This window comes from Halalkalibacter flavus (genome assembly GCF_036663575.1).
Classification (GTDB): Bacteria; Bacillota; Bacilli; order Bacillales; family Bacillaceae_D; genus Halalkalibacter; species Halalkalibacter flavus.
On the sequence record NZ_JAWRVK010000014.1, the window covers coordinates 81,398 to 108,392 of the forward strand.

25 protein-coding genes are annotated in these 26,995 nt (G+C 37.4%); 10 read left to right on the plus strand and 15 right to left on the minus strand.

Annotated elements, in window-relative coordinates; all coding sequences use genetic code 11:
* Positions 1-4: 4 nt before the first annotated feature.
* From SAY88_RS11220 to phaQ, 5 genes are all read right to left on the minus strand, one after another.
* A complete protein-coding gene (locus SAY88_RS11220) occupies positions 5-1,423 on the minus strand; it encodes a hypothetical protein (protein ID WP_332631860.1) in 1,419 nt (472 codons plus the stop codon).
* Positions 1,416-1,973 carry an RNA polymerase sigma factor gene (locus SAY88_RS11225; protein ID WP_332631861.1) on the minus strand — a complete coding sequence of 186 codons (558 nt, stop codon included), beginning with the start codon at positions 1,971-1,973 and terminating at the stop codon, positions 1,416-1,418. Before SAY88_RS11225 ends, SAY88_RS11220 begins: the two co-directional genes overlap by 8 nt.
* Positions 1,974-2,161: 188 nt before the next feature.
* Positions 2,162-2,902, minus strand: coding sequence for a 3-oxoacyl-[acyl-carrier-protein] reductase (gene fabG / locus SAY88_RS11230; protein WP_332631862.1), 741 nt, complete (start codon positions 2,900-2,902; stop codon positions 2,162-2,164).
* Between the two features lie 200 nt (positions 2,903-3,102).
* Entirely contained in the window at positions 3,103-3,609 is a 507-nt protein-coding gene (locus SAY88_RS11235) for a hypothetical protein (RefSeq protein ID WP_332631863.1), read from the minus strand.
* A gap of 163 nt (positions 3,610-3,772) precedes the next feature.
* Positions 3,773-4,153 carry a poly-beta-hydroxybutyrate-responsive repressor gene (phaQ, locus tag SAY88_RS11240; protein WP_332631864.1) on the minus strand — a complete coding sequence of 127 codons (381 nt, stop codon included), beginning with the start codon at positions 4,151-4,153 and terminating at the stop codon, positions 3,773-3,775.
* A gap of 261 nt (positions 4,154-4,414) precedes the next feature.
* On the opposite strand from phaQ, the gene SAY88_RS11245 reads away from it, so the two are divergent.
* From SAY88_RS11245 to phaC, 3 genes are all read left to right on the plus strand, one after another.
* A complete protein-coding gene (locus tag SAY88_RS11245) occupies positions 4,415-4,954 on the plus strand; it encodes a poly(R)-hydroxyalkanoic acid synthase subunit PhaE (RefSeq protein ID WP_332631866.1) in 540 nt (179 codons plus the stop codon).
* A gap of 61 nt (positions 4,955-5,015) precedes the next feature.
* Positions 5,016-5,798 (plus strand): 3-oxoacyl-[acyl-carrier-protein] reductase, encoded by a 783-nt coding sequence (fabG, locus tag SAY88_RS11250; protein ID WP_332631867.1) that lies wholly within the window; start codon positions 5,016-5,018, stop codon positions 5,796-5,798.
* 37 nt (positions 5,799-5,835) lie between these two features.
* Positions 5,836-6,924: a class III poly(R)-hydroxyalkanoic acid synthase subunit PhaC gene (gene phaC, locus SAY88_RS11255; RefSeq protein WP_332631869.1), complete on the plus strand. Its 1,089-nt coding sequence runs from the start codon at positions 5,836-5,838 to the stop codon at positions 6,922-6,924.
* 74 nt (positions 6,925-6,998) lie between these two features.
* Here the strand turns inward: phaC and SAY88_RS11260 are convergent, their stop codons facing one another.
* From SAY88_RS11260 to SAY88_RS11280, 5 genes are all read right to left on the minus strand, one after another.
* Positions 6,999-7,391 carry a cytochrome-c oxidase gene (locus SAY88_RS11260; protein ID WP_332631871.1) on the minus strand — a complete coding sequence of 131 codons (393 nt, stop codon included), beginning with the start codon at positions 7,389-7,391 and terminating at the stop codon, positions 6,999-7,001.
* Between the two features lie 109 nt (positions 7,392-7,500).
* Entirely contained in the window at positions 7,501-9,213 is a 1,713-nt protein-coding gene (locus tag SAY88_RS11265; RefSeq protein WP_332631873.1) for a DUF2207 domain-containing protein, read from the minus strand.
* Positions 9,214-9,372: 159 nt separating this feature from the next.
* Positions 9,373-9,741 carry a hypothetical protein gene (locus SAY88_RS11270; protein WP_332631875.1) on the minus strand — a complete coding sequence of 123 codons (369 nt, stop codon included), beginning with the start codon at positions 9,739-9,741 and terminating at the stop codon, positions 9,373-9,375.
* A 99-nt stretch (positions 9,742-9,840) separates the two neighbouring features.
* Entirely contained in the window at positions 9,841-12,324 is a 2,484-nt protein-coding gene (locus SAY88_RS11275; RefSeq protein WP_332631877.1) for a right-handed parallel beta-helix repeat-containing protein, read from the minus strand.
* Positions 12,249-14,057 (minus strand): bacterial Ig-like domain-containing protein, encoded by a 1,809-nt coding sequence (locus SAY88_RS11280; protein WP_332631878.1) that lies wholly within the window; start codon positions 14,055-14,057, stop codon positions 12,249-12,251. The genes SAY88_RS11275 and SAY88_RS11280 overlap by 76 nt, the downstream gene beginning before the upstream one ends.
* 649 nt (positions 14,058-14,706) lie before the next feature.
* Between SAY88_RS11280 and SAY88_RS11285 the strand changes: the two genes are divergently transcribed.
* The 4 genes from SAY88_RS11285 to SAY88_RS11300 all read left to right on the plus strand — a co-directional run bounded on the left by SAY88_RS11285 (position 14,707) and on the right by SAY88_RS11300 (position 17,529).
* Positions 14,707-15,177, plus strand: a complete 471-nt coding sequence (locus tag SAY88_RS11285) for a hypothetical protein (protein ID WP_332631879.1) — start codon at positions 14,707-14,709, stop codon at positions 15,175-15,177.
* A 157-nt stretch (positions 15,178-15,334) separates the two neighbouring features.
* Positions 15,335-15,775 (plus strand): hypothetical protein, encoded by a 441-nt coding sequence (locus SAY88_RS11290; protein WP_332631880.1) that lies wholly within the window; start codon positions 15,335-15,337, stop codon positions 15,773-15,775.
* 124 nt (positions 15,776-15,899) lie between these two features.
* Positions 15,900-16,331, plus strand: a complete 432-nt coding sequence (locus SAY88_RS11295; protein WP_332631881.1) for a MarR family winged helix-turn-helix transcriptional regulator — start codon at positions 15,900-15,902, stop codon at positions 16,329-16,331.
* Positions 16,318-17,529, plus strand: coding sequence for an MFS transporter (locus tag SAY88_RS11300; RefSeq protein WP_332631883.1), 1,212 nt, complete (start codon positions 16,318-16,320; stop codon positions 17,527-17,529). The genes SAY88_RS11295 and SAY88_RS11300 overlap by 14 nt, the downstream gene beginning before the upstream one ends.
* Positions 17,530-17,648: 119 nt before the next feature.
* Here the strand turns inward: SAY88_RS11300 and SAY88_RS11305 are convergent, their stop codons facing one another.
* From SAY88_RS11305 to SAY88_RS11325, 5 genes are all read right to left on the minus strand, one after another.
* Complete coding sequence (locus tag SAY88_RS11305; RefSeq protein WP_332631885.1) at positions 17,649-19,355, minus strand: SulP family inorganic anion transporter; 1,707 nt, start codon at positions 19,353-19,355, stop codon at positions 17,649-17,651.
* A gap of 457 nt (positions 19,356-19,812) precedes the next feature.
* Positions 19,813-20,976, minus strand: a complete 1,164-nt coding sequence (locus SAY88_RS11310) for an iron-containing alcohol dehydrogenase (RefSeq protein WP_332631887.1) — start codon at positions 20,974-20,976, stop codon at positions 19,813-19,815.
* A gap of 80 nt (positions 20,977-21,056) precedes the next feature.
* Positions 21,057-21,911, minus strand: coding sequence for an HAD family hydrolase (locus SAY88_RS11315; protein WP_332631889.1), 855 nt, complete (start codon positions 21,909-21,911; stop codon positions 21,057-21,059).
* A gap of 141 nt (positions 21,912-22,052) precedes the next feature.
* Positions 22,053-22,412 (minus strand): putative zinc-binding protein, encoded by a 360-nt coding sequence (locus SAY88_RS11320; RefSeq protein WP_332631891.1) that lies wholly within the window; start codon positions 22,410-22,412, stop codon positions 22,053-22,055.
* A gap of 156 nt (positions 22,413-22,568) precedes the next feature.
* Positions 22,569-23,756: a sulfite reductase subunit alpha gene (locus SAY88_RS11325; protein ID WP_332631894.1), complete on the minus strand. Its 1,188-nt coding sequence runs from the start codon at positions 23,754-23,756 to the stop codon at positions 22,569-22,571.
* A gap of 295 nt (positions 23,757-24,051) precedes the next feature.
* On the opposite strand from SAY88_RS11325, the gene SAY88_RS11330 reads away from it, so the two are divergent.
* The 3 genes from SAY88_RS11330 to SAY88_RS11340 are packed head-to-tail and all read left to right on the plus strand — an operon-like array spanning position 24,052 to position 26,627.
* A complete protein-coding gene (locus SAY88_RS11330) occupies positions 24,052-25,050 on the plus strand; it encodes an ABC transporter ATP-binding protein (RefSeq protein ID WP_332631896.1) in 999 nt (332 codons plus the stop codon).
* A complete protein-coding gene (locus SAY88_RS11335) occupies positions 25,047-25,838 on the plus strand; it encodes an ABC transporter permease (RefSeq protein ID WP_332631898.1) in 792 nt (263 codons plus the stop codon). The genes SAY88_RS11330 and SAY88_RS11335 overlap by 4 nt, the downstream gene beginning before the upstream one ends.
* 3 nt (positions 25,839-25,841) lie before the next feature.
* Positions 25,842-26,627, plus strand: coding sequence for an ABC transporter permease (locus tag SAY88_RS11340; RefSeq protein ID WP_332631900.1), 786 nt, complete (start codon positions 25,842-25,844; stop codon positions 26,625-26,627).
* Positions 26,628-26,995: the final 368 nt, after the last annotated feature.

Below are 26,995 nucleotides of genomic sequence, written 5' to 3' on the forward strand. Positions count from 1 at the left end.
TCCCTTAATACTTCTCTAAAGAACCAATAAACGTATCCAATCTTTGCATAAACACACCTCCATTATAATCCTCTCGGTCAGCATGCTTATGCTTGTAAAACCATTCTCCAGACAGTTCAAACAGCTCAAAGTATCCATCGATAAACTCCTCGTCCATTCCACTATAGTAAGCGTAGTGGTGAGGAATCCCTCCGCCTAAGTCTTCGTGGTATGAAAGGTCGATGTTAAACGCATCAAACATAATTTCTTTCCCTTGTTCAATAGGAAATCCATCCTTAAGTTTACCGAATGAGTAAAAACTATTAGCTGAAACTGCCGGATCGCTAAAGCGCCATTCTATAAAATAATCGTGTTCAATTCGTTCAATCTTTGTATCTTTTGGAAGGTAACTTGTGATTCCCGCTTCTTCATTTACATAGAGCTCTAATTGAACTTCCTCGAACCCAATAGCTCCTACTTGGAGGAGAACCGTTTGTTCCAAAGGTCTTTGGTACTCTTGGTGAATGTCTCCTTCTGATCCTGGAAAAATGTAAGGCATTCCTACTCTCATTTGTGAGAATATGAGCCACGATATAGACCAGCTTTCCTTATCATCAAGAGGAAAATCTGCCGTATAGATCATCGGGTGTCCAAATAACTGAGATACATATACCTCGAGAAAACGCCCGGTGTCATCATCAATAAATGCATACATCCTTGTGTTCTCCTGATCAAAAGGAAGGACCTCCCTGAAAGGAAATGAAACCTGAAAATTCATTCGCATTTCGTTGATTAACAGATCTAGTGGTACAGTTGTCTCCCCCGTTTGAGTAAAATCAGCAGTTAGCTCTTGAATTTTCTCTTCTATTAGTTCTTCTTCCGCATTAACATCAAAGAGAAGAAGATTCAATTCCTCTGAGGCTGGACCATTTACGTGAACGGAATAAAACTCCTCCTCCTGCTCTTCCTCTACAAACCAATCCCTTGGAAGGTACACAGAAAATGTATCGTTGTATATGCTAGTCGTATTCATTGCATTTAAATCATCAAAATCAAAGGTTGGTCTCTCGAGTATTTTCAGTAACAGATCTGGGTTTTCTTCGGTATGCTGCAGATCAATCGATTCTCCCCCTTTCTTCTCATCGTCTACAACATCTGGAACGATATGGGTTGGCAAATCATCTTGTGTGTCGTCTTGCAAGACAGTAAAATTTATTATTAATAGACCTGCAATTCCTGCTGCAACAACTGTAGCCACGCTCCCAATTACACGTTGACGAAGCTTCTTTCGTTTCAGTTCCTTTTTAGAACGATTACTAATATCTTTTAAACCATCTTGGAATGCTAGCAGACTTTTATCACGTGCATCCTTAGATGCTTTCACCTTCTCTCGTTGTTGCATAATATAACGAAGTTCTTCCTCATGACGGTTTCGGTTATTCATGGCTACTCACCTCCATATTCATTCGTTCAGATAAAGCCAATCTTGCCCTTCGTTGAGTTGATTTCACCGAAAGAATGGATTTCCCCATAATGTCCGCTGTTTCTTTGGTTGAAAAACCCTCGATAAACCTTAAATGGAGAACAGTCTGATAATGACTAGGTAGCTTATCGATAGTCTTGAGAATTTCATCCATATGTAAATGACGAAGAACAGTGACCTCCGCTGATTCATCCTTGCCACCTAAATGTTCGATTACGTCTTTATCCATTGAAATGGACTGACGCTCCTTTTTTTGCTTACGGTAATAATCAATCACGACATTTCGGGCTATTTTAAAAATCCATGTTTTAAATGAAGATTTTCCTTCAAATTGACCTAGCTGCCGTGCCATTTTAAAGAAAACATTCTGCAGCAGTTCCTCTGTATCGTGATAGCTATTCGTTTGTATGTATATGTATTGAAAAATTCGATCCACATATCGTTCATGTAATTGTTGAATAGCTTGTTGATCACCTGTAAGAATCTCACGTATGAGTTCGTGATCGTTCATTTCTCAACCTCCCACATCTTTTGTCGTAAGTATAGACGATAAGCTCGAGTAAAAGATGCTTAAAATTTTAAAATCTAGAATTACATTCCCTGAAAATACGATAAAACAAAAACGGCAACAACACTTGTTCCTCACAAGTGTTGTTGCCGTTGATATTTGTATCAACAATTTTAAACTATTCAAAGAGACTAAAGAACGGTTCCGCCATCAATGCTTAAGATCGTTCCTGTAATATATTTCGCTTCATCCGACGCAAGGAACGCATAACCATTCGCTATATCCTCTGGATCTCCCATACAATTTAAGACTGATTTTTCCTTCATCATGTCTATAATTTTCTCTGGCATTTTTTCTACCATAGGTGTCGCAATAAAGCCAGGAGCAATAGCATTTACACGTATTCCATATTTTCCTAATTCCTTAGCCCAAGACTTTGTCATTCCATTTACTCCCCATTTAGCGGCAGCATAATTCGTTTGGCCAAAATTTCCGTAAAGACCGACAACAGATGAAGCATTTAATATAACCCCACTCTTTTGTTCAATCATTACTTTTGCTGCCTCTTGAGCAACATTAAATACGCCTTTTAGATTCACATTTATGACGCTGTCCCATTGAGCTTCTGTCATCTTTACTAATTTCGCGTCATTTGTAATTCCTGCATTATTGACGACAATGTCAATTCGACCATACTGAGCAACAGTTTCTTCCATTATTTTCTCGACATTTTGACGATCCGTTACATCTCCTTCAAGTGCGATACTTTCTCCACCAAGCTCATGTATCATAGTGGAAGTACGCTCAACTTCAGTTTTATTTACATCCACTAAAGCTAGCTTTGCACCCTCTAAAGCAAACTTTTTGGCTGTTGCTTCGCCAATTCCTCTTGATGCACCTGTGATAATCGCAACTTTTCCTTTTAATCTCATTTCCATTCCCCCTTACTTTTTCATGTTTCTCTCCAGTTCCAAGTAACAAGGTCAATAGTAATAAAGGGTATAGAAAGCGTTTGCGCATAAAAAAAGGAAAACGAGCCATTCATAAAGTCTAACTTGGATCATCTTGAGAAGTCTAATTCCTAAGAGGCTGTTATGTTTTATGAATAAGCTTGGATTCCTTTTAGAATGAATTATTTTGCATTAGTTGCATAAAAGTCAAAGAATTTGAACATTTGAGGCTGTGTTTGCTTCCATTGTTCAAAAACCCCTTCAAATGCATTCGTTGATTTTTCACGCATTTTTTGGTTTTGAGCGATTGCATTTGCAAATGCATCTTGTAATTGTTCATTTGATTTTGAAAGTAGTTCAAGTGAAGCCTTACTTGGTAATGTAGCAATTGATTGAGATTTATGACTGATATCTTCTAGTTTATTTAACCACTCTTGATAATTTTGAACTCCAAATGCGCTGTTATAATTCTCAAGTAACGACTGTGTACTTGTTTTCCACTCTGTTGTCATCTTTTTTGAATTCTCTTCAAATTGATTTAACTGTTCTTTCGTTCCTTCAATCCACTCTTTTTGACTATCAAACGCTTGTAGTGTTCTTGCTTCAAATTCTTCAATGAAATTAAATTGACTCCACCAATCTTTTACGAAACCACTATTTGAATTATTCGTCTCCTTTTTTGCCACCATCTAAAATCCCTCCACATAATTAAGTTATATATTTACCAAAGTCAAATTATGACCCGGTATTAACAACATAAAACAAAGCTAAAACATTTGTTTATGTTACTAACGAGTTTCGGTGACTGACTATGAAGCTTTACTAATCATTCTTCTTATCTTCATTTTTTGTCTATCTAGGTGGTGTGAAGAAGTTTGTGTACATGTTGAAAAATTGATCAAGCATCTTTTGATATTGCTCTAGTGAACTTGCCCAAATATCAAGGTATTGCTCTCCTGCCGAAGTAATGGAATAAATTCTTTTTGCTGGACCAGATGATGTTGTATCCCATTCGGATGTAACTAGGTCATCTTTTTCTAGTTGACGAAGAATTCGATAGAAGTTCCCTTGATCAACAGAGTGAAACCCAAATTGCGTTAGTTTTTGCATTAATTCATAACCATGTGCATTCCAATCTTTTAATAGCAATAGTAATACAGGAATAATGAAATTTTTCGGAGCTCCTGCTGCTTCTGCTTTCTTTTTATCTATGCTACTGCTTCTGGGTGTCATTCTATCACCTTCTCACCAATATTTAATTATCTATATATGTAATTTACACCTATAGGTAAAAAAAGTCAACCCTTACCATGAATTTCATAAAACGACAAGTTACGATAAAAAACGACACCTTTATCCAAATGTAAGCGTGAAAAATGTCAAAATTTAAGGAAAAATGAAACTATTTTACGAATTGTTTTTGCCAAAAATCTACTCATTTTGCCTTACTATTAAGTTGTACAATCTTTTTAAATAAAGTTAGGAGTGGGATTCATGACAAAACAAACCACGCTAGATCCTTTTTCTCTGTGGAAAAGCATGTATGAACAAACAGAGTCGAATCTAAGCGACGCAATCCACGAAACTCTGAAAAAGGAAGAATACGCGGAGTATTTAGGGCATTTGCAAAGTGGATACCTCCAATACCAACAGTTCATTCAAAGTGCAACTGATGCGTATCTCAAGCAAATCAATGTTCCAACTCGTGAAGAAATCTCAAGTGTTGCCTCATTAATTATTAATGTTGAGGAAAAAGTCGAAAATCTTGACGAGAAAATTGAGGACGAGTTTCTTAATCAAAATGTATCCTCAGAAATCACTAAATTAAAAGCTAGTATTACAAGACTCGATAAAAAAATGAGTCAAATCTTAAAAATCTTGACGAATGAAGAAGAGCAATCAACACAAAACACTCCTTCACCGTCTTCAGAGCAAAATCCAGAGCAGCAAGAACAAAAGCAAGATCAAGAACAAAATCAAGAACAAAATCAAGAACAAAATCAAGAACAAAATCAAGAACAAAAGCCAGAGTAAACAAAACTTAAAAGCTCATTACTACACAAACTAAACTACAAACATATTTGGAGGAATAAAAATGTCAATTATTCAAAATGAATCAGCTCAAAAACAACAAGAAGGATTAAGTTTAGAAGGAAAAGTTGCCATCGTAACAGGGGGTTCACGTGGAATTGGTGCAGCGATCGCTAAAGATCTTGCTAGCAAAGGTGCAAAAGTTGTCATTAACTACAACGCTAGAAAAGACGCTGCAGATGGAGTGCTTTTTGAAATTGATCAACTTGGTGGAAGCGGTGTAGCATTCCAAGCAGATGTATCTAACTATGACCAAGCACACGCTTTAGTTGAAAATACGATCGACTATTACGGCAAAGTAGACATCCTTGTTAACAATGCAGGAATTACAAGAGACCGCACGTTCAAAAAGCTTAGCGAACAAGAATGGAATGAAGTTATTAACGTAAACTTGAATAGTATCTATCATACTACTTCAGCGGTTATTAACCCTATGCTTGAGCAACAATTTGGTCGCATTATCAATATTAGCTCTATCATCGGTCAAGCTGGTGGTTTCGGACAAACAAACTATGCTGCTTCTAAAGCAGGAATGATTGGTTTCACAAAATCCCTTGCATTAGAAACGGCTAGTAAAGGAATTACAGTCAACGCTGTTTGCCCTGGATTTATCGAAACGGAAATGGTTGCAGAAATGCCTGAAAAAGTATTAGAACAAATTGTAGGGAAAGTTCCAATGAAGCGCCTAGGTCAAACTGCTGAAATTGCTGACGCTGTGTTATTCTTAGCAAATAACAGTTATATCACTGGTCAGTGCATCAATGTAAATGGCGGATTATACATGTAACAAAAATTTAGGTTAGATGTGAAAAGGAGAATGGTTAATGGTTTATACTAGTACCAAATCGCTTGAAACATTAATGGAAACAGTGCCTGAGGATTGCCAAAAAGACATAAAACGTTTTAAACGAGTGATGGATGTCCTGACAAAAGAGCCTGAACCAAAAGTAGGTCAGACTCCTAAAGAAGTCATATGGACGAAAAATAAAGCAAAGCTTTACCGCTATCAGCCAGCTAAGAAAAAGACAAATAAAGTGCCAATCTTAATGATCTATGCGCTAATAAATAAACCTTATATTCTCGATTTAGCTCCTGGCAGCAGCCTAATTGAGTATTTAACAGATAAGGGACATGACGTTTATTTGTTAGACTGGGGAACACCAGGTTATGAAGACCGTCATATGAAATTGGATGACTACGTGCTAGATTATATCCCACGCGCAGTGAAGAAAGTACTTCGCACATCTGAAGCGAAAGAAATTAGCTTACTTGGCTATTGTATCGGCGGGACATTAACTGCTATTTTCTCAGCACTACATCCGAACTTGCCGATTCGTAATACAATCTTTTTGACGAGCCCATTCGACTTTGAAGATGCAGGATTATTTACGAATTGGGTCGATGAAAGATATTTCAATTTAGATCTTATGGTTGATACATTTGGCAACATCCCAGCTGAAACAATTGATTTCGGTAACAAATTATTAAAACCACTTGTCAACTACTTTGGCCCATATGTTGCACTAGCTGATCGTGCAGATAACGACAAATTCGTTAAAAACTGGACTCTCATGCAAAAATGGGTCGGTGATGGAGTACCCTTCCCTGGTGAAGCGTACAGACAATGGATCGGTGAATTTTATCAGAAGAATAAGTTAATTAAGGATGAGTTGTATATTCGTGGACAGCAAGTTGAGCTAAAGAACATTAAAGCAAACGTTCTAAACATTGCAGCAGATCGCGATCATATTGCTATCCCTGAACAGACGGAACGTTTAATGGATAAGATATCTAGTAAAGATAAAACATTTAAGCTAATTCCTGCTGGTCACGTCTCTGTAACTGTCGGAAGAAGTGCTGTAAAACATACGTATCCATTAATTGATGAATGGTTAACAGATCATTCAAAGTAATAATCTATTAAAAAAAGGATGTGAATCCCTATGCATTTAATTGCTAGGGTCACATCCTTTTTATATTCGTTAATTTACCTTTGAAATAATGATTGAACGTCCTCCTTTTTTGCATTTTTTAAAATATTAATTGCAAATAAAATAACAGCTATTAACACTACTGTAGCACCAATTGGAATGAAGAAGTGAAGAGAGCTATTTCCTTGAAGCATGAAGAATAAACCGATCATCATAAGCGGCAGCCCAATGTTATGAAGCCAAAAATGGATCTTTCCTAGAATACTAGACTCCGCTCTTGGAAATAATGTGTAAAGAATACCAGCAAGCGTCATAGAAGTCCATCCTAATAGATTAATATGGACATGAACCCCCGTTAGATTATAAGCATGAGCAACAGACATATAATAACCAAGTACTACACCTATGACGAAATAAATAACTGAAATCTTTATAAACTTAATTCCCAAATGTTTTTTTTATTACGTTCAAATAGGTATCTAATTGACCTTACAAAAAGGTAATTACAGTTGTCTAACTTGACTTCCTTAATTACCTATTAATTAACTAAAACAAATGTTAAAACGCTCCAGATCCTCCCCCTCCACCTCCTGCTCCGGAGCCGCCACCACTAATAGAGCTGCCTCCAGAACTACTATCAACCACTCCTGTCGTCTTATCTGCACGTTTGAAGTTCGAGGAGGCAGCTGCTGCAATGATAAGCCAAGTTGGGTCAAAGCTATGTGCAGCACCTGATGGATTTCCGCTTATTGTTGAATTAAAAGCATTCAATAATGTTTCATTTTTCTTCCTAATACTTTTTTCATTCATTCCTAGTCCGTAAATGAAGGCACGCATTTTATCATCTTCGGATAAAACTTGCCACGTTGAAGGCTGCATAATTGGAAAATGTTGTTTAAAATTACGCCACTGAAGAGTGATCTTTGTACCTTCCCAGGTTTTTGGATTATAACAAATCGCAAATAGAATCAATGCTATACACAGGATGCCAGATGATACAGCAAAAAAGATTAACCCATGAACAGCAAACAATAAAATAAACGGAAGTAAAATCATACTTGATAAGCCCACTGTTACACGGTATTTGACCTTATTTTCATACAAAGAAGCTTCCTTTAATTCAGCTCGTACAGCATCCTGCCATTTTACTTTTTGACGTTGGTATTTTTGATGATTCTTCTTATTTTTAAGATAGGATGATAAATCATCAAAGTTAAATACATCACCTTTTCCTATTTCATCAAATAACCATTCGACCAAGACTGTTTCGTGTTTCAATAACTCACTTCGATCAACTAATCTAATACGATCACCTTTAAGTTTCTTTACATGGCCTTTTCGTACTAAATCTAATAGCGCAGCGGCAACAGTCTCTGGGTGGATCTGTTGATAATTCATATAAAAAATGGTTGTTGGCATTGAGAGTGTTTCCTTCGGGATGAGTTCCCCAGTTGTTACTTCTCGCATGAGCAATGAGCGCTTTCCTTTCGCCTTAAGCAAAGCTCGAGCAAGAAGGAAAAGTAAAACGAAACTAAATAAAGGTACTATCATCACACCAATGGATGAGAGTAATTCTGTTCTCTCTGATGCTGCAGCTTCTTTTTCAAGTAATTGTTGTTTGGCCTCTTCAATCTCTGTTCGCATCAGTTGATTGGATGAAACCGTAGCTGCACCGAAGAGATTTGCATCATAAGCAACTCGAATATCTCCATTTCTTTTACCCGGTACTTGCCCAAAGCTGTATTGAACATGCCCATCTTGTAAAACTGTCTCTTTTTGAAAGGCCTCATCATAACCAAAGGCAATGACATTTGCTGTTGATTCTGGCGGATAAACATTGATCGTTAAATTTCCGTATGTGGTATCATTGCTTCGATCAAAGAACGGCCAATAAAATTCAGCAACGTCCGTGTAAACATCAACACCATTTTTTATTTCATAAAAGAGATCGATCTTGATCGTTTCATCTTCTCCTGATCGATGGATGCGATGCTCGGTTTCATTTGATTCAATTACTAAAGGTTGATTATCTTCAAATGCTTCTAGTTGAATAATCTCCGTTCCCTTTTTCGGAATTATTTCTCGAATTATCCCTCCAAACTCACCACTGAAGTCATACGTATGATTTTCCTGGACAGAGACATTCCCATTCGCTTGTAGGTATGCATGTATTTCGACATCTGTAATTTCATATTCAACAGCCAACACTTTTGATGGAATAAATAACAGTAGAGTTACGATTAAGAAACTTATCATTTTTTTATTTTTCATGTCCGTCCCACCTTCCACTACTATATACGTTATAGAAGTGGAAAAGTTTCATCGCTAAAATGTAAGACATTATAAAATAGCGCATTGAAATCCAATGCGCTGTAATATAGATGTTCTACTGTAACGTTATATTTTATAATGGCTCTTTTGCAATCGATATTAGTAATAAGGATATGGATACGGGTATGGATAAGGGTACGGATATGGAGCTGGATAGACATAAGGTAATAAAGCTAAAGCAGCTAAACTAGCAAGCGGGAAAAATTGTGGTCTAAATCGTCTAAACCTTCTTCTAGGAAATCCATAGTCATATCCACCAGCAAAGTAACGCTCATCTTGTTCGTCACTACGGTCCATAACATCCTCGCCAACTAAAACATGAACCCCATCAGTACCAACACTCTGAATGATCCCATCTACATTACTGCCATCTCTCATTGTTAATGTTACATGATAATGCATATATTGCTTGCATTGATCATGTAATGCTCTTGTATCACCGAATTCACTTTGATAATAATTATTCATTTTTTCCTCTCCTTTCAAAATACATGATATTCACCTAGCTGGAGAGTGTGACACCTACATAAAAAGACAGCTGAGAATCAACTCTCAGCCGCCTTTCACTTACTTACGAACTGTAATATGTGTTGTACCTTCAAACAAAGCACCAGACTGAAGTTGACCCGTTATAACAATTGGAACTTGATTTCCTTCTTCAAGTATCACTGCAAGGTCATGTCTAGAAAATTGGACCGTTACTTTCTGAGCATCAATGTCAGCATCCTGAACAGGCTTAACTATACCGTTCAATCGAATTGATTCTAATACAACCTCTTGATTTGTTGTCTCATCGGCAAACTCAATTTTTACCGTCGCAACAGATTGATTGTTACCATTACTGTTATTAACACCTTTAACATTTAGAACATGTGGAGTGAAGTCAATCGCTGCTTCTACGGTTTCGGCTTCTGCTTCAGGGTTATCTAATTCATTAAATGTATCCCATACACCTCCCCAGAGAATCTCTCCATCTTCACCCCGTTTAATCGAAACAATTTTTCCATCACCATCATATTCAAAAATTGATTCAAGGCTATCTAAGATATCATTTGGCAATGTCTCTCCAGATTTATTTACTGATTCTGATCCGGTAAAGAAATAGTTATTATCCGACTCCACGTTTGAAGGGTAACTATCTTTTGCATTTCCTACCTCCGCTGTTCTGTATGACACAAAACCGTCGATTGTAAAGTCAGTTGGAATGTGCGCGTATGTTGTAAAGCTTAAGTTTGCCCCATGGTTGTCAAAGCCGATGTTGTTTTTAGCAATCAACCCTGGATTACTATTACTTGTGAATCCGAAGTATCCATTTCCAAATGCAATGCTATTTTTAATCACATGCGGAACGTGTACTCCTTCTCCACCAAGCTTAAATCCATTTTTCCCTGCATTCCCTTCATAGCCATTTGTTAAGCGTCCATTATTAAAGGCAATGCTATTTTCAATTGTCACAGCACCAATTGCACCTGTTCCCACTTTTGTGTATAGATCCCAGCCATCATCAATGTTGTTATGTGAGATACACCCTCTAAATACATTCCCTTCACCTACTGTTAGCTTAGCTGCAAACCCATCTGCATTATTTTCAGACGGATCACGATTATCAAAGGCAACGCTATTTAAAATGAGGTTGTACGATGGCCAATCTTCCTTATTTGGCGAACCATCTGTACGACTAATTTGTAACCCTGTATCACCATGCTCGTACACACGAACATCCTCAACAATATTATTACTACCGCCAATCGTATACCCTTTTGTATTTCCAGCCGAACGAGCAAAGTCTATTCCTTTTACATGCCAGTAATCACCACTATGAACGACACCTTCTGAGCGTCTGTCAAAATCAATGACAGGTCGTTCTTTTGCTTCAGGATCAGCGACTAAATACTTCATTGCAGCCTCAGTACCGTCGTTATACTTCCTAATCTCAAGCTTTGAATTACGTACATAGTGACCTTCAAGGACAATAATTTTTTGTCCTTCACTTACAAAATGAATAGCAGTATCAAGATCGAGAGGGTTCTCTCTTGAACCGTCTCCACTATTTGTCCCCGTTGGCGAGACATAAATATCTCCATCATATATTTTTGATTGAACTGTAAAGTTTCGGACAATTTGATTGTAAGATGTTAAATACTGTGTATCACCTGGCAAAAATGAAAGACTAAAATTGGTATTCCCTGAATTAAGCTTTGCGGCAACTTCACGAATTTCTCCTGCTCTCACTTCTACATCCTGAGCGATCACCTCTTGCCCTTGTCTAATCGTGACAATCCCATCTACATTGGATTGAACCATCAGGTTGCAATCCGTATTGGATGTTTTATCAAGTGATTCAATCGTAAAACTTGGTGTAACCGGCTCCGCTGGTGGTTCAACCTTTGGTGCATCCGTTGCAGCAGCAGTAACCGTAAAATCAATGTTACTTACTTCGATTGTAGCCAGCCGCGCTGTATAGAAGCCGACGTAAATTTTGGAATCTTGAACATCTAAGATTTCTGGTTCATAGAACATCACTTCTTCGTCATTATTAAGCTTCATTGTGTAGCCGCTGTTTGTTTTCGCAAGCGTTAGTCTATATTCTTGGGCAGGGTACGTATTATCTGTTGTTGGTCTAACATTTTTCAGCATCTGTTTTTGAATGCCCTCGCTACCTTCCCCGTCAGAAGCTAACACGCCAGTTCTAATAAAGCCTTGCGTTCCGTTCTCATCTCTTGTTCCACCACTAAATCCACCGACAGCAGCAATATTCGATGCAAATACACTTGCATCTTGGACCGAATTAACTGCATCTCTTGCCATGATTCCAAAAGATTCTTGTCCATCATGAGGAGTCTTTGCGTATTCAATAACCTTTATATCAGTAGTCAATTCAAAGTTATCTTCTTCCGTATCTATCTCCGTATAGTAAAACGAGATTCCATCATGATCGCCTGTAATTTTCCCACCGCCTTCTAACGCCACTAACTTCACAGTCCCATCATCTTGGTCATCAACATAGTTACGCTGATCAGAAGACGATTGTCCAAATCTCTTTTTTTCCATGCTGGTTCAACAGGTTCTCTAACGGTTACTTGGAACGAAATTGCCTTGATATCATTATCTTCCGGAACGATGTTAATTTCGTACGTTCCAGCTTCAGAGCTATCAAACTCTGAGTCATCAATCTTATAATCATCAGTAGATAAAACTTCCATGTCCAAGTTATCATATACTTTTGATACTTCTAATCCTGTAGAATCAAAAGTTTCGCCAACGACATACGTTGTTTTTGGATAACTCGTTACTTCAATGGACGATAACTCTTTTTCTTTCACGACTACTTGGAAGTTGGCTGTTACTCCTTTGTAAGCTAGAGTAATTTCTTTCTCTCCAACTGTTGTTGTATCAAGAACAGACACATTATACTCACCCGGCAGAAGTCTTACCGCACTTTTATCGCTATATTCAGCATATAAACTTAAGCCAGCAAGGTCCAACTCATCCCCTAAGAAGTAAAGAGTTTTCACCGGCAGCTGTCTTATATCAAGTTTAGCGATCTCTGCATCTTTAACTTCTACATCAAAACTCGTCGTTGTTTCAGGTGTCTCGGTAGAGCGAACTGTTATCTCAACCGTTCCTGCCTCTTCAAACGTGTAGCCTTCTTCAGACAGTTCTTCCCCAGCAACCACAAACGAATACTGACCGCTCGTAAGCTCTTTATGGTCAAACCCATTCTCGTATTCTACTACAACGACAAACCCTTGTGGGTCAAAAGAATCCCCTTTATAATAGACCGTTTTCGCCGGGTAATATTTAATGTCGAGGCCAGTTACACCAGGTACCTTAATTTCAAGGTCTAATGTAGTAGTGACACCATTGTAATGAATTGTAATGGTATTTGTGCCAACTTCGCTACTATCAAAACCAGTGACTATGTAGTAACTGCTGGAAAGTTCAGCTTCAGTGTCATCCTCAAATATGGCTTTCACTTTTAAACCTGATAGGTCAAGCTGTTCACCACGTAGGTATTCAGTTTTCATGTCGGTTTTATCGATTTGTAAACTACTAACCTCTCTTGAATCGACCGTCACGTCAAAGTCACTGAATGTAACTTCTGCATCTCGTGCTACGTAAAAACCAACAAATACTTGATCGTTAAATAGTTGATCGATTGTAACTGTTTCATTTTGCCCATTCGTTGTCACAACAAATGTATCTCCCGACTTTCGAATAGACAATTCATACTCTTCCCCTGCTGTTGGCATATTCACATTCGCAAAAGGATCAAGTTTGGACTGGGACCCTTGCTTATAGAAACCTTTCATTTCTACATCAAGTGCACCAACAGCTACATAGTCACTCTGTTGCACATTTGAATCTCCATGCTCCCCAACCTCATCTCTTAGCATTAAACCAAAGGATTTTTGATTAGGCGTACTAATATTGCTGTTATTATTGAAGCTTTTGACATTTGCTTTTGTATGGATTTCGAAGTTTGCATTTGCTGGGACTTCTTTATAGTAAAATGAAAGTCCTTCATCTCCAGAAGCAACTTTTCCTCCAGATGCCAGCAGTGTAACCGAACCGTCGTTTTGTATTATTGGGTCGGGGTTACGGACAGGACTACTTGATATACTAGTATTTCCTCCAAAGGCACTGAACGCCCAATCATCATTAATCATATCAAGACTTGTTTCATCCTCGCCCAACTCTGCAAAGACAGCTAGATTCATTGGAGATAAAACTAGAATGAATGCCATCAACATCGCTAGCCATCTTTTATATTTTCTTTTCATTTAAAATCCCTCTCCTTTATCAAATATAGCTTTTTCCTATGTATCCTCCCTTCTGTTAAGTAGGTCATATTTAAACATCATGAAAACTACAGTGTTTTTGAGCTTTCATAAAATGGATTAACCTTTCATGTAAATTAGTAAAAGTAAAGCTTGAGGTATAATTGAATAAGGCATCACTAGAAGGATTGGTACACCTAATAACAACTTGTTATTTTTGCTGAATTCAAACAACTTGGGAGAGTTATATTTAGAGGGGTGACCACTTAACAATAACAACGTTGTCAATCTATTGAAATAACAAACGCTTAAAAAGACTCTGTCAACGTGTTATTAGACTTGGACCATAGTACCTAATCTTCCCCCATAAATGTACCGATTAATTAAAAGAAAGACTGAAATTTAGTACTTTATAGGAAAATATAAATAGGATTACTTCCCCATTATGATTCTATAAGCACTTCCCATTCTTGTTAAAGGCAATTATGTACTTTATGAAATTGTATGTATCCATTACACACTCCAAAATAATCTGTCCACCTCAGTACCCCTAAATAGGAAAGTCTCTGAGGCTGGAAAAGCCGATATGAAAAATCTTCCCCTTTCTAGCTCAGAATGGTTAAAAATATGAGACAAGGAGGTTTCACTATTCATGAAAAAACTAGTTATCTGTTCTATTCTTTTAGTCATTTTTGTTTTCGGGTGTCAAGAACCAAACCACGATGCTTTCGAGGAATTGAACGAGATTGAGAATATCGAAGCTAAAGTGGTTAGCTCGATGAATATCGCAACACCAAACGTTGTTGAAGAGGTCTCCACTTTTGGTGGAGATACATTTGACCCAGAGTTACAAATTCAATTGAATGACGATGGCTTTTTTGCTCGGAATTCAAACCTTTCTATCATTGAAGAGGACGATGTCACATTTGTCGTTTGGACGACAAAAAATGGTTTCCTTGGTACGACTGGGTTACATGGGTCTGTTGCTACAAATGAAAATTGGGAGGTTACCAACAAAGCCTTATTTGATAACAATGATTATTTATCTTGGAAATTAGAAGGGACGCACCTTTTAGTGCTGAAAGATACAGGGGTCTTGGTCGCAACCACAACGAGAAATTAGTATAAGACAACTAACGAGAGATGGTACATTTAGTGAAGAAGTAGTTCTTGCCTCGATACCCATTGTTTATAATTTAGACATCATTCCATCTTCACATGGAAAAGTCGTTATTTATAGCAGTAATAGTGGCGTTGAAACAAAGGAAATTACTTATAATGTGATTCCAATTGAAGATGATACATTAGAAAAACAATCAATCTCAATTAAGTACTTTCCAGAAGGCGGGATTGAAAAACCTAGCTATATTGATTTTCCTAACAATAAGTTATATGGCTTGGGAAAAAAATCAACTGGCTTGCTGCAAGTTTCCTTAGATAGTGGCGAACCTCTTTATGATGAAAGTGAAAACGAAAAAGTAGCTGAAGTGGGAGAACTTGTTCATATGAGCAGCAATGAAATAGGTGAAATTGAGGTATTTTCAAATGATAGCCTGTACCTTCATAAACGTGTTTTTGATAAGAATTTAAATGTGTTATCAGAAGAAATAATCGGTTCCCGAAATGAACATGTTACGGTTCACGATAACATGCTGCATTATTGGGAAGTGATCACGCATGATCATCAACCAACGTTACATTTGACTAAAATACAGAGGTAGAATAGTTTAGAGCAGACCAAAGAGGGACTGCTCTTATTTTGCTTTACATCCCCCTCCCTGCCCCTATATAATAAAACCATCACATTTATTTACCTAGCTAAATAAAATAGGAGTGGATCATCTAATGGATACAAGCAACCTTCTTCATACGTTAAATCAAAAGGCAAGACTTTTATCCAAGGAATTAAATGAAGAGTTGCAGGAATTTGGTCTGTACTCTTCCCAGTGGGCAATTCTTTATGTACTTAGCCAAAAAAGTACAATGACTCAAACTGAAATTTGGCAATACCTGAAAGTCGAACCTCCGACAGTAACTCGAACACTTGTAAGAATGGAATCTAGTGGGTGGATTACAAGAAGACTAGGTAAAGACAAACGTGAACGCCGTATTGAATTAACGGAATTTGCCAAAGAAAAACTTCCATTAGTAAAAGCTCAACTCGATAGCTTCGAAGGTCAATACGTTTCAAAGCTTTCTGAACAGGAACAACAACAACTTCAGCATCTTCTAGAAAAGTTAGGGCAAAAGAGGAATGGTTTAGATGAAAACGAATAAGAAACCGATTTGGACGAGGAACTTTTTTAGTGTTGCTTTTGTGAATTTAATTGTGTTTATTACTTTCTATGCGCTATTAACTACGTTGCCAATCTATGTGATTTATGAGCTCAATGGTACAGAAGCACAAGCTGGTCTCGTTGTTACCGTAATGCTATTATCTGCGATTTTAATTAGACCGTTTTCAGGAAATTTGCTTCAACGCTTTGGCAAAAGAAATGTATTAATAGCTAGCACAGGTTTATTTGCCGTCACTTCATTAGGGTATATTTGGGTAGATCAATTCATACCACTTATGATCTTACGCTTCATTCATGGTTTTTCTTTTGCTATATTAACAACTACGACATCAACCATTGCGACAGAGACCGTGCCAGTTGAACGAAAGGGAGAAGGCCTCGGGTATTTTACGATGTTCATGAATATTGCGATCGTCATTGGACCATTTATTGGTCTTACTCTTATTCAATTTATTTCGTTTCACCAATTATTTGTTATCCTAAGCTTCTTTGTTGTCATTAGTGTCATCTGTGCGTTGATAGTAAATATAAAGAATGCAACAATACCTCTCATTTCACAAAATCAACGAAAGCTTTCCATTCATGACTTTTTTGAATTTAAAGCATTGCCTTTTTCATTCATCATCTCTCTTGTCGCATTTGCATACGCAGGTATTCTTTCGTTTATTTCGGTATATGCAATTGAGATAGGGCTTGAGAGAGTTTCGGGCTATTTCTTTCTAGTTTTTGCTATAACAATGCTTATTTCCAGACCATACTTAGGCCGTTTGTTTGATCAACGTGGTCCTAAGATTGTCATTCTTCCTAGTTTAGTTATGTACTCAATAGGTTTTCTTCTTCTTGCTTTTTCACAGTCTGCTTGGCTATTTTTAATTGCTGCTGGAGTGATCGGAATTGGCTATGGATCTTTGATGCCACTTCTCTTGTCATTAGCGACTGGAGCAGTAACAACTAGTCGTACTGGGCATGCAACCGCAACGTTCTTTACGTTATATGACTCAGGGGTTGCTGCAGGATCGTTTATATTAGGACTTATGGTTCCGCTAATTGGGTTTTCAAATTTATTTGTTTTCCTAGCTACTTTTGTTTTAGTCATACTAGTAAGTTTCAATTTCTTGAACAATCGTATGAAAGCTTCAAATATTGAAAATGTGCATGTAAAAAATGTGAGTGGTTAAATGATGAAAAAAAGGTTCCTAGACCAAGTGTGATACACACAGGGGATAGGAACCTTTAAACTTTAACTTGTCTTTTAGAAAACCGGTTAGATCTATTGACGTCCGTTCAACACTATTCATCAAATCTGATAATCCAGTGCACTAATAACATATTCTTCTTTCTCCATGCTAATTCCTTTCGCTTTCAATAACTGCTCTAGTGGTAAATGATTCTGCTGTTCTTTGTACTTCTGATCCCAATTAACTTTATTGACCGTATCTCGAATCGAACCTTTCATACTCGCAAACAACGTAATAATCCCTCTGTCGTGATAGAAATCAATCATTTCCTCTAACGTATCAACTGAAATGGTATCAACATCGTTAACACCAGACATATCAAGGATCAACCATTTCGTTCCTTCTCTTGCTTTAAGAACCTCTTTTACTTTCTCTTCTACATATGAGATATTCGCAAAATGGAGATTTGAATCAATTCTTAGAATAACAGCTTCATCTGAAGTCACTGCTTCTGTATAACGTTTAATATTACGAAACGTCTTCTCTCTCTTTACATACCCCATCTCTACAATTGATGGTTTAGAACTTCGATTTAGCAATAATACTAACGTAAAGATGGCCCCAATGATAATTCCCCATTGAATACCTACAAATAGCGTAACAATAAACGTAATAACCCAAACCCATCCTTCAAACGGCTTCACTTCAAAAAGGTGCTTCATCTCCTTTATATCGATTAGCTTATAAACCGCAACTAAAATAATCGAAGCTAGCACGGCATTTGGTAAGTAATAAAAGAAAGAAGTAAAAAACAATAACGTAATGATAATAAACACACCTGTTATGACGGATGTCATTTGAGTGGCACCGCCTGATTGATGATTAACCGCTGTTCTAGAGAAACTACCATTGACCGGAAACGATTGAAAGAAAGCACCAATCATATTAGATAAGCCTAAAGCCTTTAGCTCTTTATCAGGATTCAGTTTATACTTCTCTTTCTTCGCAATCGCTTTTCCTATAGCTAAAGACTCCATAAAACCGAGAAGAGCAATTGTCAGCGCCATCGGAATGAGGAGCTGAATAGTTTCGAGTGTAAACGAAGGGACCACAAACTGCGGAAACCCTTGAGGGACATTCCCTACAATTTGTACACCACTTTTTTCTAAGTTAAATAAAAATACAAAAAGGATTGATAAAACAACGACCAATAATGCACCTGGAAGACTCGGAGCAATTTTTTTCAACATAATAAGAAGGATAATACTAGTGATTCCGATCAACACCGTAATCAGGTTAATATCCATTATTTTTTCTAATGCACCAATTAGGATATAGTGAACTTGTAAGTGATTCCCTAAATCAATTCCTAATACATGTTTGATCTGACTAAGCCCAATCACAATCGCAGCTGCAGATGTATATCCGTTCATCACCGAGTGGGGAATAAATTTCACAATAAACCCCAGCTTACTTATCCCTAATAAAAGCTGTATAGCCCCCACCATAATTGCGAGGAGTAAAACGAGAGAAATATACTCTTGGGAACCTGGTTCTGCCAAAATAGAGACTCCTGAAAAAACAAGTAAAGATGTGATCGCTACTGGCCCAATGGATAAATGCTTAGAAGAAGCAAATAGTGCGTAAATAAACAAAGGAACCGTAGCCGCATACAACCCCATCACTGGTGGAAGCCCAGCTAGCATCGCATAGGCCATCCCTTGAGGAATAAGCATAACAAAAAGTGTTATTCCAGCTAATAAGTCTCTCATGAACAGCTTTTGATTATAATGGGGGATCATATTTCCTAACTTATCCTTAAACAATAGACATCCCTCCTTTGTAGACGACACTTAAAAAAGCTCAGTATCCTCTATCTTACAGACCTTTTTATATACTATTCATTTATCTTTTCCTATTACAAGTCAACAGCACATCTAGGACCAATATTTCCAGTTGAATTATCGGGGTTTTCTTCGTTTCATGGCTCATCAAAGAGATTTCCTAACATCAATTGAATCTTTTTTAAGCATTTGACTACTAATTAGATTTCTTTAAGCCGAACAACATGCTTCTTATTTTCCACGATGAATATAGAAGTTAAAAATGTATGACCTTAAAACAGAATAATATCATTCAAGCCTGGCTACATTCCTTCTTCTTATTTTATCAGTATTTTAATAGTTTTTATACACGTTTATTGGATCTCACTTTATTATTGGAAAATATCAGGTTATGAGAAAAACTCAAAATAAGACCTCGTTTTAAACGAGGCCTCATCTCTTACTTCGCTAACTGATAAATATTATAAACATCCGCCTCTTGCAACTTCACAAAGTTACCAAGTGGTCCTCTTTCCGTACCCTTTCTCGCCATCTCCTCAAAATGCTCGTCATCGATGTTGGCTTCTTTAAGTGTAACTGGCATTCCAATCGAGCTAAAAAATTCTTCCGTTTTCTTAATCCCTGCTAGAGCTGTTTTTTCTAAATCATTTAAATTAATTTCAACATCCCACACACGATTCGCAAACTGTGCAAAGCGTTTCACATCATGTTTATATACATATTTCATCCATGCTGGGAAGATAATTGCAAGCCCTGCACCGTGCGCTAAATCATAGATCCCACTGATCTCATGTTCAATGTCATGACTTCCCCAATCACCGATTCTGCCTGTACTTAATAAATCATTATGTGCTAATGTTCCTGCCCACATAATTTCTGCTCTCGCATGATAGTTCGTCGGGTCTTCAAGAACGGTATGCGCATTGTTAATGATCGTTTTTAATGTCGCTTCACATAAGCGGTCTGTTAAGTCTACATGCTTTTCATTCGTGAAATATCTCTCTAAAATATGTGCCATCATATCTGTAATTCCGCAAGCCGTTTGATAGGTTGGCAATGTATATGTAAGAACGGGATTTAAAATCGCAAACTTAGGCCTCATTGTTTCATGACCTACTGCCCGTTTATAAGCGCCCTCTTCGTTTGTGATGACACTTCCTGCACTGCTTTCACTACCAGCAGCTGGAATCGTCAACACCACTCCAATCGGTAAACAATCAGTGACAGGTGCATTACCCGTAAAGAAATCCCAAACATCTCCGTCATAATTCACGCCAATGGCAATTGCCTTAGCCGAGTCAATGACGCTTCCTCCACCTACAGCTAGAATTAAGTCGATGTGATTCTCCTTACAAAGATTTACCCCTTCTCGAACAAGTCTTACTCTTGGATTTGGCTTGACACCACCTAGCTCAAAAATTTCAACGCCTTGCTCTTGTAAGGATTGAACAACTCTATCATACAAACCGCTCTCTTTAATACTACCGCCACCATAATGCAAAAGTACTTTTTTACCGTAAAAAACCGTTTCTTGTCCAACTACTTTCTCTTGATCTTTACCAAAAATAATCTTCGTACCATTTTGAAAAGTAAAGTCTTGCATGCGATCCCCTCCATTTTCTCTATTACTTTTTCTAATAGAGATCCTCAATTATTTTCTGTGTGGCTGTGCTTAAAACCTGTTTACAGTTCAAATTTCTTTTTAAGATAATGATACACACCATCTTCATCACAAGTAAATTCGGTTACGTCATCAACCATTTCTTTAATTTGATCAGGTGCGTTCTTCATTGCCACAGCATGATTGACAAACTTAAGCATTGGTATGTCGTTATTGCTATCCCCAATCGCCATAATGTCAGCACCAACTAATTCAAAGTGCTCCAACATTTCCTTTATTCCTGTTGCTTTATTTACATTGGCCACCATTACTTCCACATTGTGAAGAGACGATATTGATGTTGTAAAATCAATTTCTTCCTTTACTTGATCTAGCTCTTTCTTCCATTCATTGATATGTTCTTTCGTTCTAGCAAAGAAATAAAACTTTGAAAATTTCTCTCCTTTGATTTCATCCGCCCAAACAATTTCTTCTTTGATGGCTTGCTTCCTCGAGAGCCATTCATTAATACCCACATCCTCAGGCTTCGGTTCTCTAATTTCATGTTCCACATATTTTTGATCTTGCTTTAATGTAATTCGATCCATTCCATAAGGAAAAAGTTCATAATACACCTTGTTTGCTCTAGCTTTTTCAATAATCTTCTCCACTAGCTCACGTGAAAGGGAATGCTCAAAGACTGCTTCCTCCCCTACATAACCCGCCATCCCATTTGAAGTAATGTACCCATCGACTTCAAAACCTTCTGGGACAACTCCTTCAATTTCATCGAAAGCTCGCCCAGTTGCAATAAAAACGAAAAATCCTTTACTCCGCATGCGATCAATGATTTCTTTTGTATGTATACTTACCTTATTATAATGATTTAATATAGTACCATCCATGTCTAAGAAAATAGCTTTAGGTTTTGGATTCACAATATTCCCCCCAGTTTTGTAAAAATAAGATTATTGAGTAAGTATACACTTTGATATATGGAGCTTCAATTGATGTACATTAGTAAAAAAAAATCCCCAGACCTGTGTGTGGCTTGGGGAGGAAACCAAAACTGTTTGACCCTACTTTTTAACAAGCTCTAAAATCTGATCATATGTATCCATAAATAGCGTCAGATTCGGGTCTTCTCCTTTTCTTTTTGGGACGTTAAAGTCAGATAATACAAAATAACGCTTTGGCGCAACATCATGTCTAGCTAGCGAACTTTTGCAACAAGATAGGGGACATCCATCAATGGCGATTATTTCTCGTCCTGACTTTGCCGTTTTTACAAGTGGCTTAACATCGCCGCCAACACCAGCAATGCAAGACATTTCCGCTACTTTTTCACGATCCATTTTTACCGCAATCATGTTTGCTGTTTGTGCGGCTGAAGAACAACCTGAGCATGAGTAGACAATTGGTAAATTTGTTTTTTTCATTATTGACTCCTCCTAACAACCATTTTCAAAAAATTCAAATTTCATAAGTTATCCCTCACTTTAATTTATTTGCTTTTTTTCATCTATGAGTAATGTCACATTGGATATAAAAAAAGAATAAAGAGACAGGAAAAATTCCTGCCTCCAAAATTTCAATTAATATACATCACGCTGATAACGTTTTTCTTTTTGCATCTCAGTCACATATTCTTCCGCTGCTTCACGGCTCATGCCGCCCTCTTTTTCAACAATATCAATTAGTGCGTTATGAACGTCTTTGGCCATGTACTGCTTATCTCCACACACATAAAAGAATGCACCTGCCTCTAACCATTCAAACAACTCTTTGCTATTTTCAAGCATTTTATGCTGGACATACACCTTCTTATCGGTATCACGGGAGAACGCGGCATCTAGCTTGGTTAGTGCTCCATCTTGTTTATATTTTTCAAGTTCATCTTGGTATAGGAAATCAGTCGCCTCGTGTTGGTCACCGAAAAATAACCAAGTCTTACCGTCTCCCCCCGCTACTGCACGCTCTTCGATGAAAGAGCGGAATGGGGCAATTCCTGTTCCTGGACCAACCATAATAATATCTGTGTCTGTTGATTCTGGTAAGTAGAAATGTTTGTTTTGCTGAATAAATACTGGAAGTGTATCTCCTTCGCCAACACGTTCTGCACACTGGACAGAACAAACTCCTTTTCGTTCGCGTCCGTGAGCTTCGTATCGAACTGCACCAATTGTTAAATGAACTTCATCTGGATGAGCTGTTAAGCTACTAGCAATTGAATACAGACGTGGGGGCATTTTTCTTAAAAGGGAAACAATATCTTGAGCTGACGCATCCCATGGTCCAAATTCACGTAATAGGTCGATCAAGTCACGTCCATCCATATATTCTTTTAGTTGATCTTTATTCTCCGGCAGAATTAACTTTTGAATGTCCTCATTTTCTGTGAATTGTGCTGCTTGCTGCACAATCTTCTTGTTTAATAATGTAATTTCAAAATAAGTGCTCAACGCCTCACCTAGAGGTAGTGTCTCACCCTTTTTATTAATCGTTACACTTTCCTTTGCATCCCAATTCATTTCAGTAAGTAGTGTTTTCACCAATTCAGGGTCGTTCTCTGGGAAAACACCAAGGCAATCCCCAGGAACATAAGAAAGACCTGAATCTTTTAAAGATAATTCAATGTGCCGTGTTTCTTTTTTAGAGCCAGGTTTATTCAAATTATACGTTTTAAGAATTTCCGCTTGAAACGGATTCATTCTCGAATATGTAACTGTAACCGCTTTCTGCACTTTAGGCTGTTCTGTACTTTTCACGTTATTGTTTTGCACAATTTACACCTCACTAAGTAAGTAGTTTGACCTCTTACAATTCATTTTATTATGTAAGTACTTCTTTATAAATACAATATTTCCTCTATAATAAACAGTTTTTAATTTTCATGAATATTTTAGAGCCTTTCATCCTAACTGTAATGCGAATCAAGCAAAACCCTCAAGTAATTTGCTCAAAATCTTTCCCCTCTTTAAAATCTCATACTTGCTGGAATGGCGTCTACAAGTTAAACTATATTTTGCTTTTAAAAAGTACGACACAATTTTATTGCCAAAGGGGGCATGAAGAACGATGAACGTGATTGAAGTATCAAATTTACGAAAAGAATTTAAATCTTATTCTAGCCGTTCTGGTTTATCTGGAGCGTTCCGTGACCTGTTCACGAGAAATTATAAAGTACTTGCGGCTGTTGATAATATTTCGTTGACGGTGAAACAAGGGGAAATGGTCGGCTACATCGGCGAGAATGGAGCTGGCAAATCGACGACAATCAAAATGTTAACAGGGATCTTAACGCCAACTGACGGATCGATTGTCGTAAATGGGATGAACCCGCATAAAGAACGTGAACAATTCGTTCGCACAATTGGTGTTGTTTTCGGGCAACGATCACAACTATGGTGGGACATCGCCGTACAGGAGTCATTTAGATTATTAAAGAAAGTGTACCGAGTGTCAGATGAAGATTATAACACTCATATGGGCCACGTAATTGAGACTTTAGAAATCGGCCCTTTATTAGATAAACCGGTACGAAAGCTTTCATTAGGTCAGCGTATGCGTTGTGAATTAGCGGCAGCTCTTATTCATAATCCTCCTCTCCTCTTTTTGGACGAGCCAACAATTGGCCTAGATGTGTTAGTAAAATTAAAAATTAGAAAGTTCTTAAAAGAGATTAATGAACAGTATAAAACAACCATCATCCTTACAACACACGATATTACAGATATCGAAGCTCTTTGCGAACGGGTCGTCTTATTAGATGAAGGAAAAATCGTTTATGATGGAAAACTGAATCAACTCCAAACAAATGCAGTAGAAGGAAAACAAGTTGAGTTTGAATTTTTAACAGAGGTTCTTTCTGCGACACTCCCTTCTTCACCACAGGTACATTGGCAACAAAAAGATGCAACGACTTGGCTTGCTACTGTAAATGGAGATGAGCAAACGGTCTCTGAACTAATTAGTAAAGTCGTGCAAAACAACCCGATCAAAAATGTTCGCATTAATGAAATCTCAACAGAAGAGATTATTCGAAAGATTTATGAAGAAGGAATGGCTATCTCATGAGTCAATATTTAGAAATGATTCGAGTTCGTTTTCTAATGATGCTCGCTTATCGAACGAACTATTATAGCGGAATATTAATTTACAGCATTAACATTGGTGCCTATTACTTTTTATGGTCAGCAATTTATGGAGGACAAGAAGAAATTCAAGGGTTATCGGTTCTGCAAATGACAACGTATGTCGCTGTTGCGTGGATGGCTAGAGCCTTCTACTTTAATAATATTGACCGGGAAATTGCCAATGAGATTAAAGATGGAAAAGTAGCGATTGAGATGATTCGCCCTTATAATTATTTGGGTATGAAAACAATGCAAGGACTCGGGGAAGGCTTATTTAGACTCTTGTTCTTTTCCGTGCCGGGTATGGTTATCGTTGCTCTCGTCTTCCCGATTAGTTTTTCTGCTAGTTTTTCAACATGGGTATTTTTCTTTATCTCACTAATCTTTAGTTTCATTGTAAATACACAAATTAACTTACTTACAGGAATTATGACATTTTTCTTATTTAATAACTCAGGGTTAATTCGAGCCAAGCGAGTCGTCATTGATTTGTTTTCAGGCCTATTGTTACCAATCTCTTTTTACCCGCTTTGGGCGCAATCTGTCATGATGTATTTGCCTTTTCAAGCGATCAGCTATATTCCTAGTATGATTTTCACAGAAGGATTCATAGGAAGTGAGATTTATACAGCTGTTTTGTTACAAGTATTTTGGGCACTTATTCTTTTCATTCCAATTCAACTGTTATGGGCACTAGCAAAAAAACAGTTGATTGTTCAAGGAGGCTAATAAATGTTTTACATCTCTATATTCTTTCAATATGCCTCTCAATATTTAAAAACAAGATTAACGTATCGTGTAGATACGGTAGTTGAAATTATGTCTGACTTATTATTCCAAGCAGTAAATCTAGTTTTTATTTTAGTAGTGTTCGGACATACGACACTGCTTAGCGGATGGAACCGTGAAGAAATTATCTTTATCTATGGGTTTTTCCTAATTCCTTACGCGATCTTTTCATCCTTCTTTAACATCTGGGATTTTAATGAGCGCTATATCGTGAAAGGGGAAATGGACCGTGTCTTAACTAGACCGATTCATAGCCTATTTCAAATTATAATGGAGCGAATGGAGCTAGAGTCATTATTCGGCGTTGTTACAGGTCTAGCAATTATGTACTATGCAGGCTCAACCTTAGGATTAACGTTTGCTTGGTATGATATCTTCATTTTTATCGCCATGGTTTTAGGCGGGGCCTTTATTTATGCTGGCATTTTTATTTCTCTTGCTAGCATTGGCTTCTGGTCGGATAGTCGTACGGACATTATGCCGATGATGTATAACATTGGAAACTACGGCAGATACCCAGTCGACATTTACCATAACGTGATTCGCTTTGTTTTAACATGGATCTTGCCGTTTGCTTTTGTCGGTGTATATCCCGCTGCTTATTTCCTTCAAAGAGAAGAATGGTATGTGTATGCATTTTTAACACCGGTGATGGGTATCGTATTTTTAGCAATCGCGGTTATGTTGTGGAATGCGGGAGTGAAGAAGTATCGTGGTGCTGGGAACTAATTATCTGATGAGAATTTATAGATTTACTCGCCGTAACTTGCCGACTAACACTACATCAACTTTTATTCTCTCTTTGCGATATTTGACTAGACGTTCCATTAACATGTTAATAATGTATGACATTCGTCTAAGAATGGTGTTAGGGACTCTATGTAAACAAACGAAGTGCCTGTAAAAAAGGCACTTCTTCAACCTTTGTTTTTCTACTTTCTTCACAAAACTAATCCAACTAAAAAAGCTTGCCCTTACTGGTAAGGACAATCTCTCTTAAACAGTACACCCTTATAATAACTTAAACGACCACCTGCTAAAGCAGGTGGATTTGGACATAAAATGTCTACGACTAAAGTCGTTTCTTAAGACTGAAG

Coding starts and splice junctions, on each gene's coding strand:
- SAY88_RS11220 (WP_332631860.1), bottom strand. CDS start 1,423: ATGAATAACCGAAACCGTCATGAGGAAGAACTTCGTTATATTATGCAA.
- SAY88_RS11225 (WP_332631861.1), bottom strand. CDS start 1,973: ATGAACGATCACGAACTCATACGTGAGATTCTTACAGGTGATCAACAA.
- fabG (WP_332631862.1), bottom strand. CDS start 2,902: ATGAGATTAAAAGGAAAAGTTGCGATTATCACAGGTGCATCAAGAGGA.
- SAY88_RS11235 (WP_332631863.1), bottom strand. CDS start 3,609: ATGGTGGCAAAAAAGGAGACGAATAATTCAAATAGTGGTTTCGTAAAA.
- phaQ (WP_332631864.1), bottom strand. CDS start 4,153: ATGACACCCAGAAGCAGTAGCATAGATAAAAAGAAAGCAGAAGCAGCA.
- SAY88_RS11245 (WP_332631866.1), top strand. CDS start 4,415: ATGACAAAACAAACCACGCTAGATCCTTTTTCTCTGTGGAAAAGCATG.
- fabG (WP_332631867.1), top strand. CDS start 5,016: ATGTCAATTATTCAAAATGAATCAGCTCAAAAACAACAAGAAGGATTA.
- phaC (WP_332631869.1), top strand. CDS start 5,836: ATGGTTTATACTAGTACCAAATCGCTTGAAACATTAATGGAAACAGTG.
- SAY88_RS11265 (WP_332631873.1), bottom strand. CDS start 9,213: ATGAAAAATAAAAAAATGATAAGTTTCTTAATCGTAACTCTACTGTTA.
- SAY88_RS11270 (WP_332631875.1), bottom strand. CDS start 9,741: ATGAATAATTATTATCAAAGTGAATTCGGTGATACAAGAGCATTACAT.
- SAY88_RS11275 (WP_332631877.1), bottom strand. CDS start 12,324: ATGGAAAAAAAGAGATTTGGACAATCGTCTTCTGATCAGCGTAACTAT.
- SAY88_RS11280 (WP_332631878.1), bottom strand. CDS start 14,057: ATGAAAAGAAAATATAAAAGATGGCTAGCGATGTTGATGGCATTCATT.
- SAY88_RS11285 (WP_332631879.1), top strand. CDS start 14,707: ATGAAAAAACTAGTTATCTGTTCTATTCTTTTAGTCATTTTTGTTTTC.
- SAY88_RS11295 (WP_332631881.1), top strand. CDS start 15,900: ATGGATACAAGCAACCTTCTTCATACGTTAAATCAAAAGGCAAGACTT.
- SAY88_RS11300 (WP_332631883.1), top strand. CDS start 16,318: ATGAAAACGAATAAGAAACCGATTTGGACGAGGAACTTTTTTAGTGTT.
- SAY88_RS11310 (WP_332631887.1), bottom strand. CDS start 20,976: ATGCAAGACTTTACTTTTCAAAATGGTACGAAGATTATTTTTGGTAAA.
- SAY88_RS11320 (WP_332631891.1), bottom strand. CDS start 22,412: ATGAAAAAAACAAATTTACCAATTGTCTACTCATGCTCAGGTTGTTCT.
- SAY88_RS11330 (WP_332631896.1), top strand. CDS start 24,052: ATGAACGTGATTGAAGTATCAAATTTACGAAAAGAATTTAAATCTTAT.
- SAY88_RS11335 (WP_332631898.1), top strand. CDS start 25,047: ATGAGTCAATATTTAGAAATGATTCGAGTTCGTTTTCTAATGATGCTC.
- SAY88_RS11340 (WP_332631900.1), top strand. CDS start 25,842: ATGTTTTACATCTCTATATTCTTTCAATATGCCTCTCAATATTTAAAA.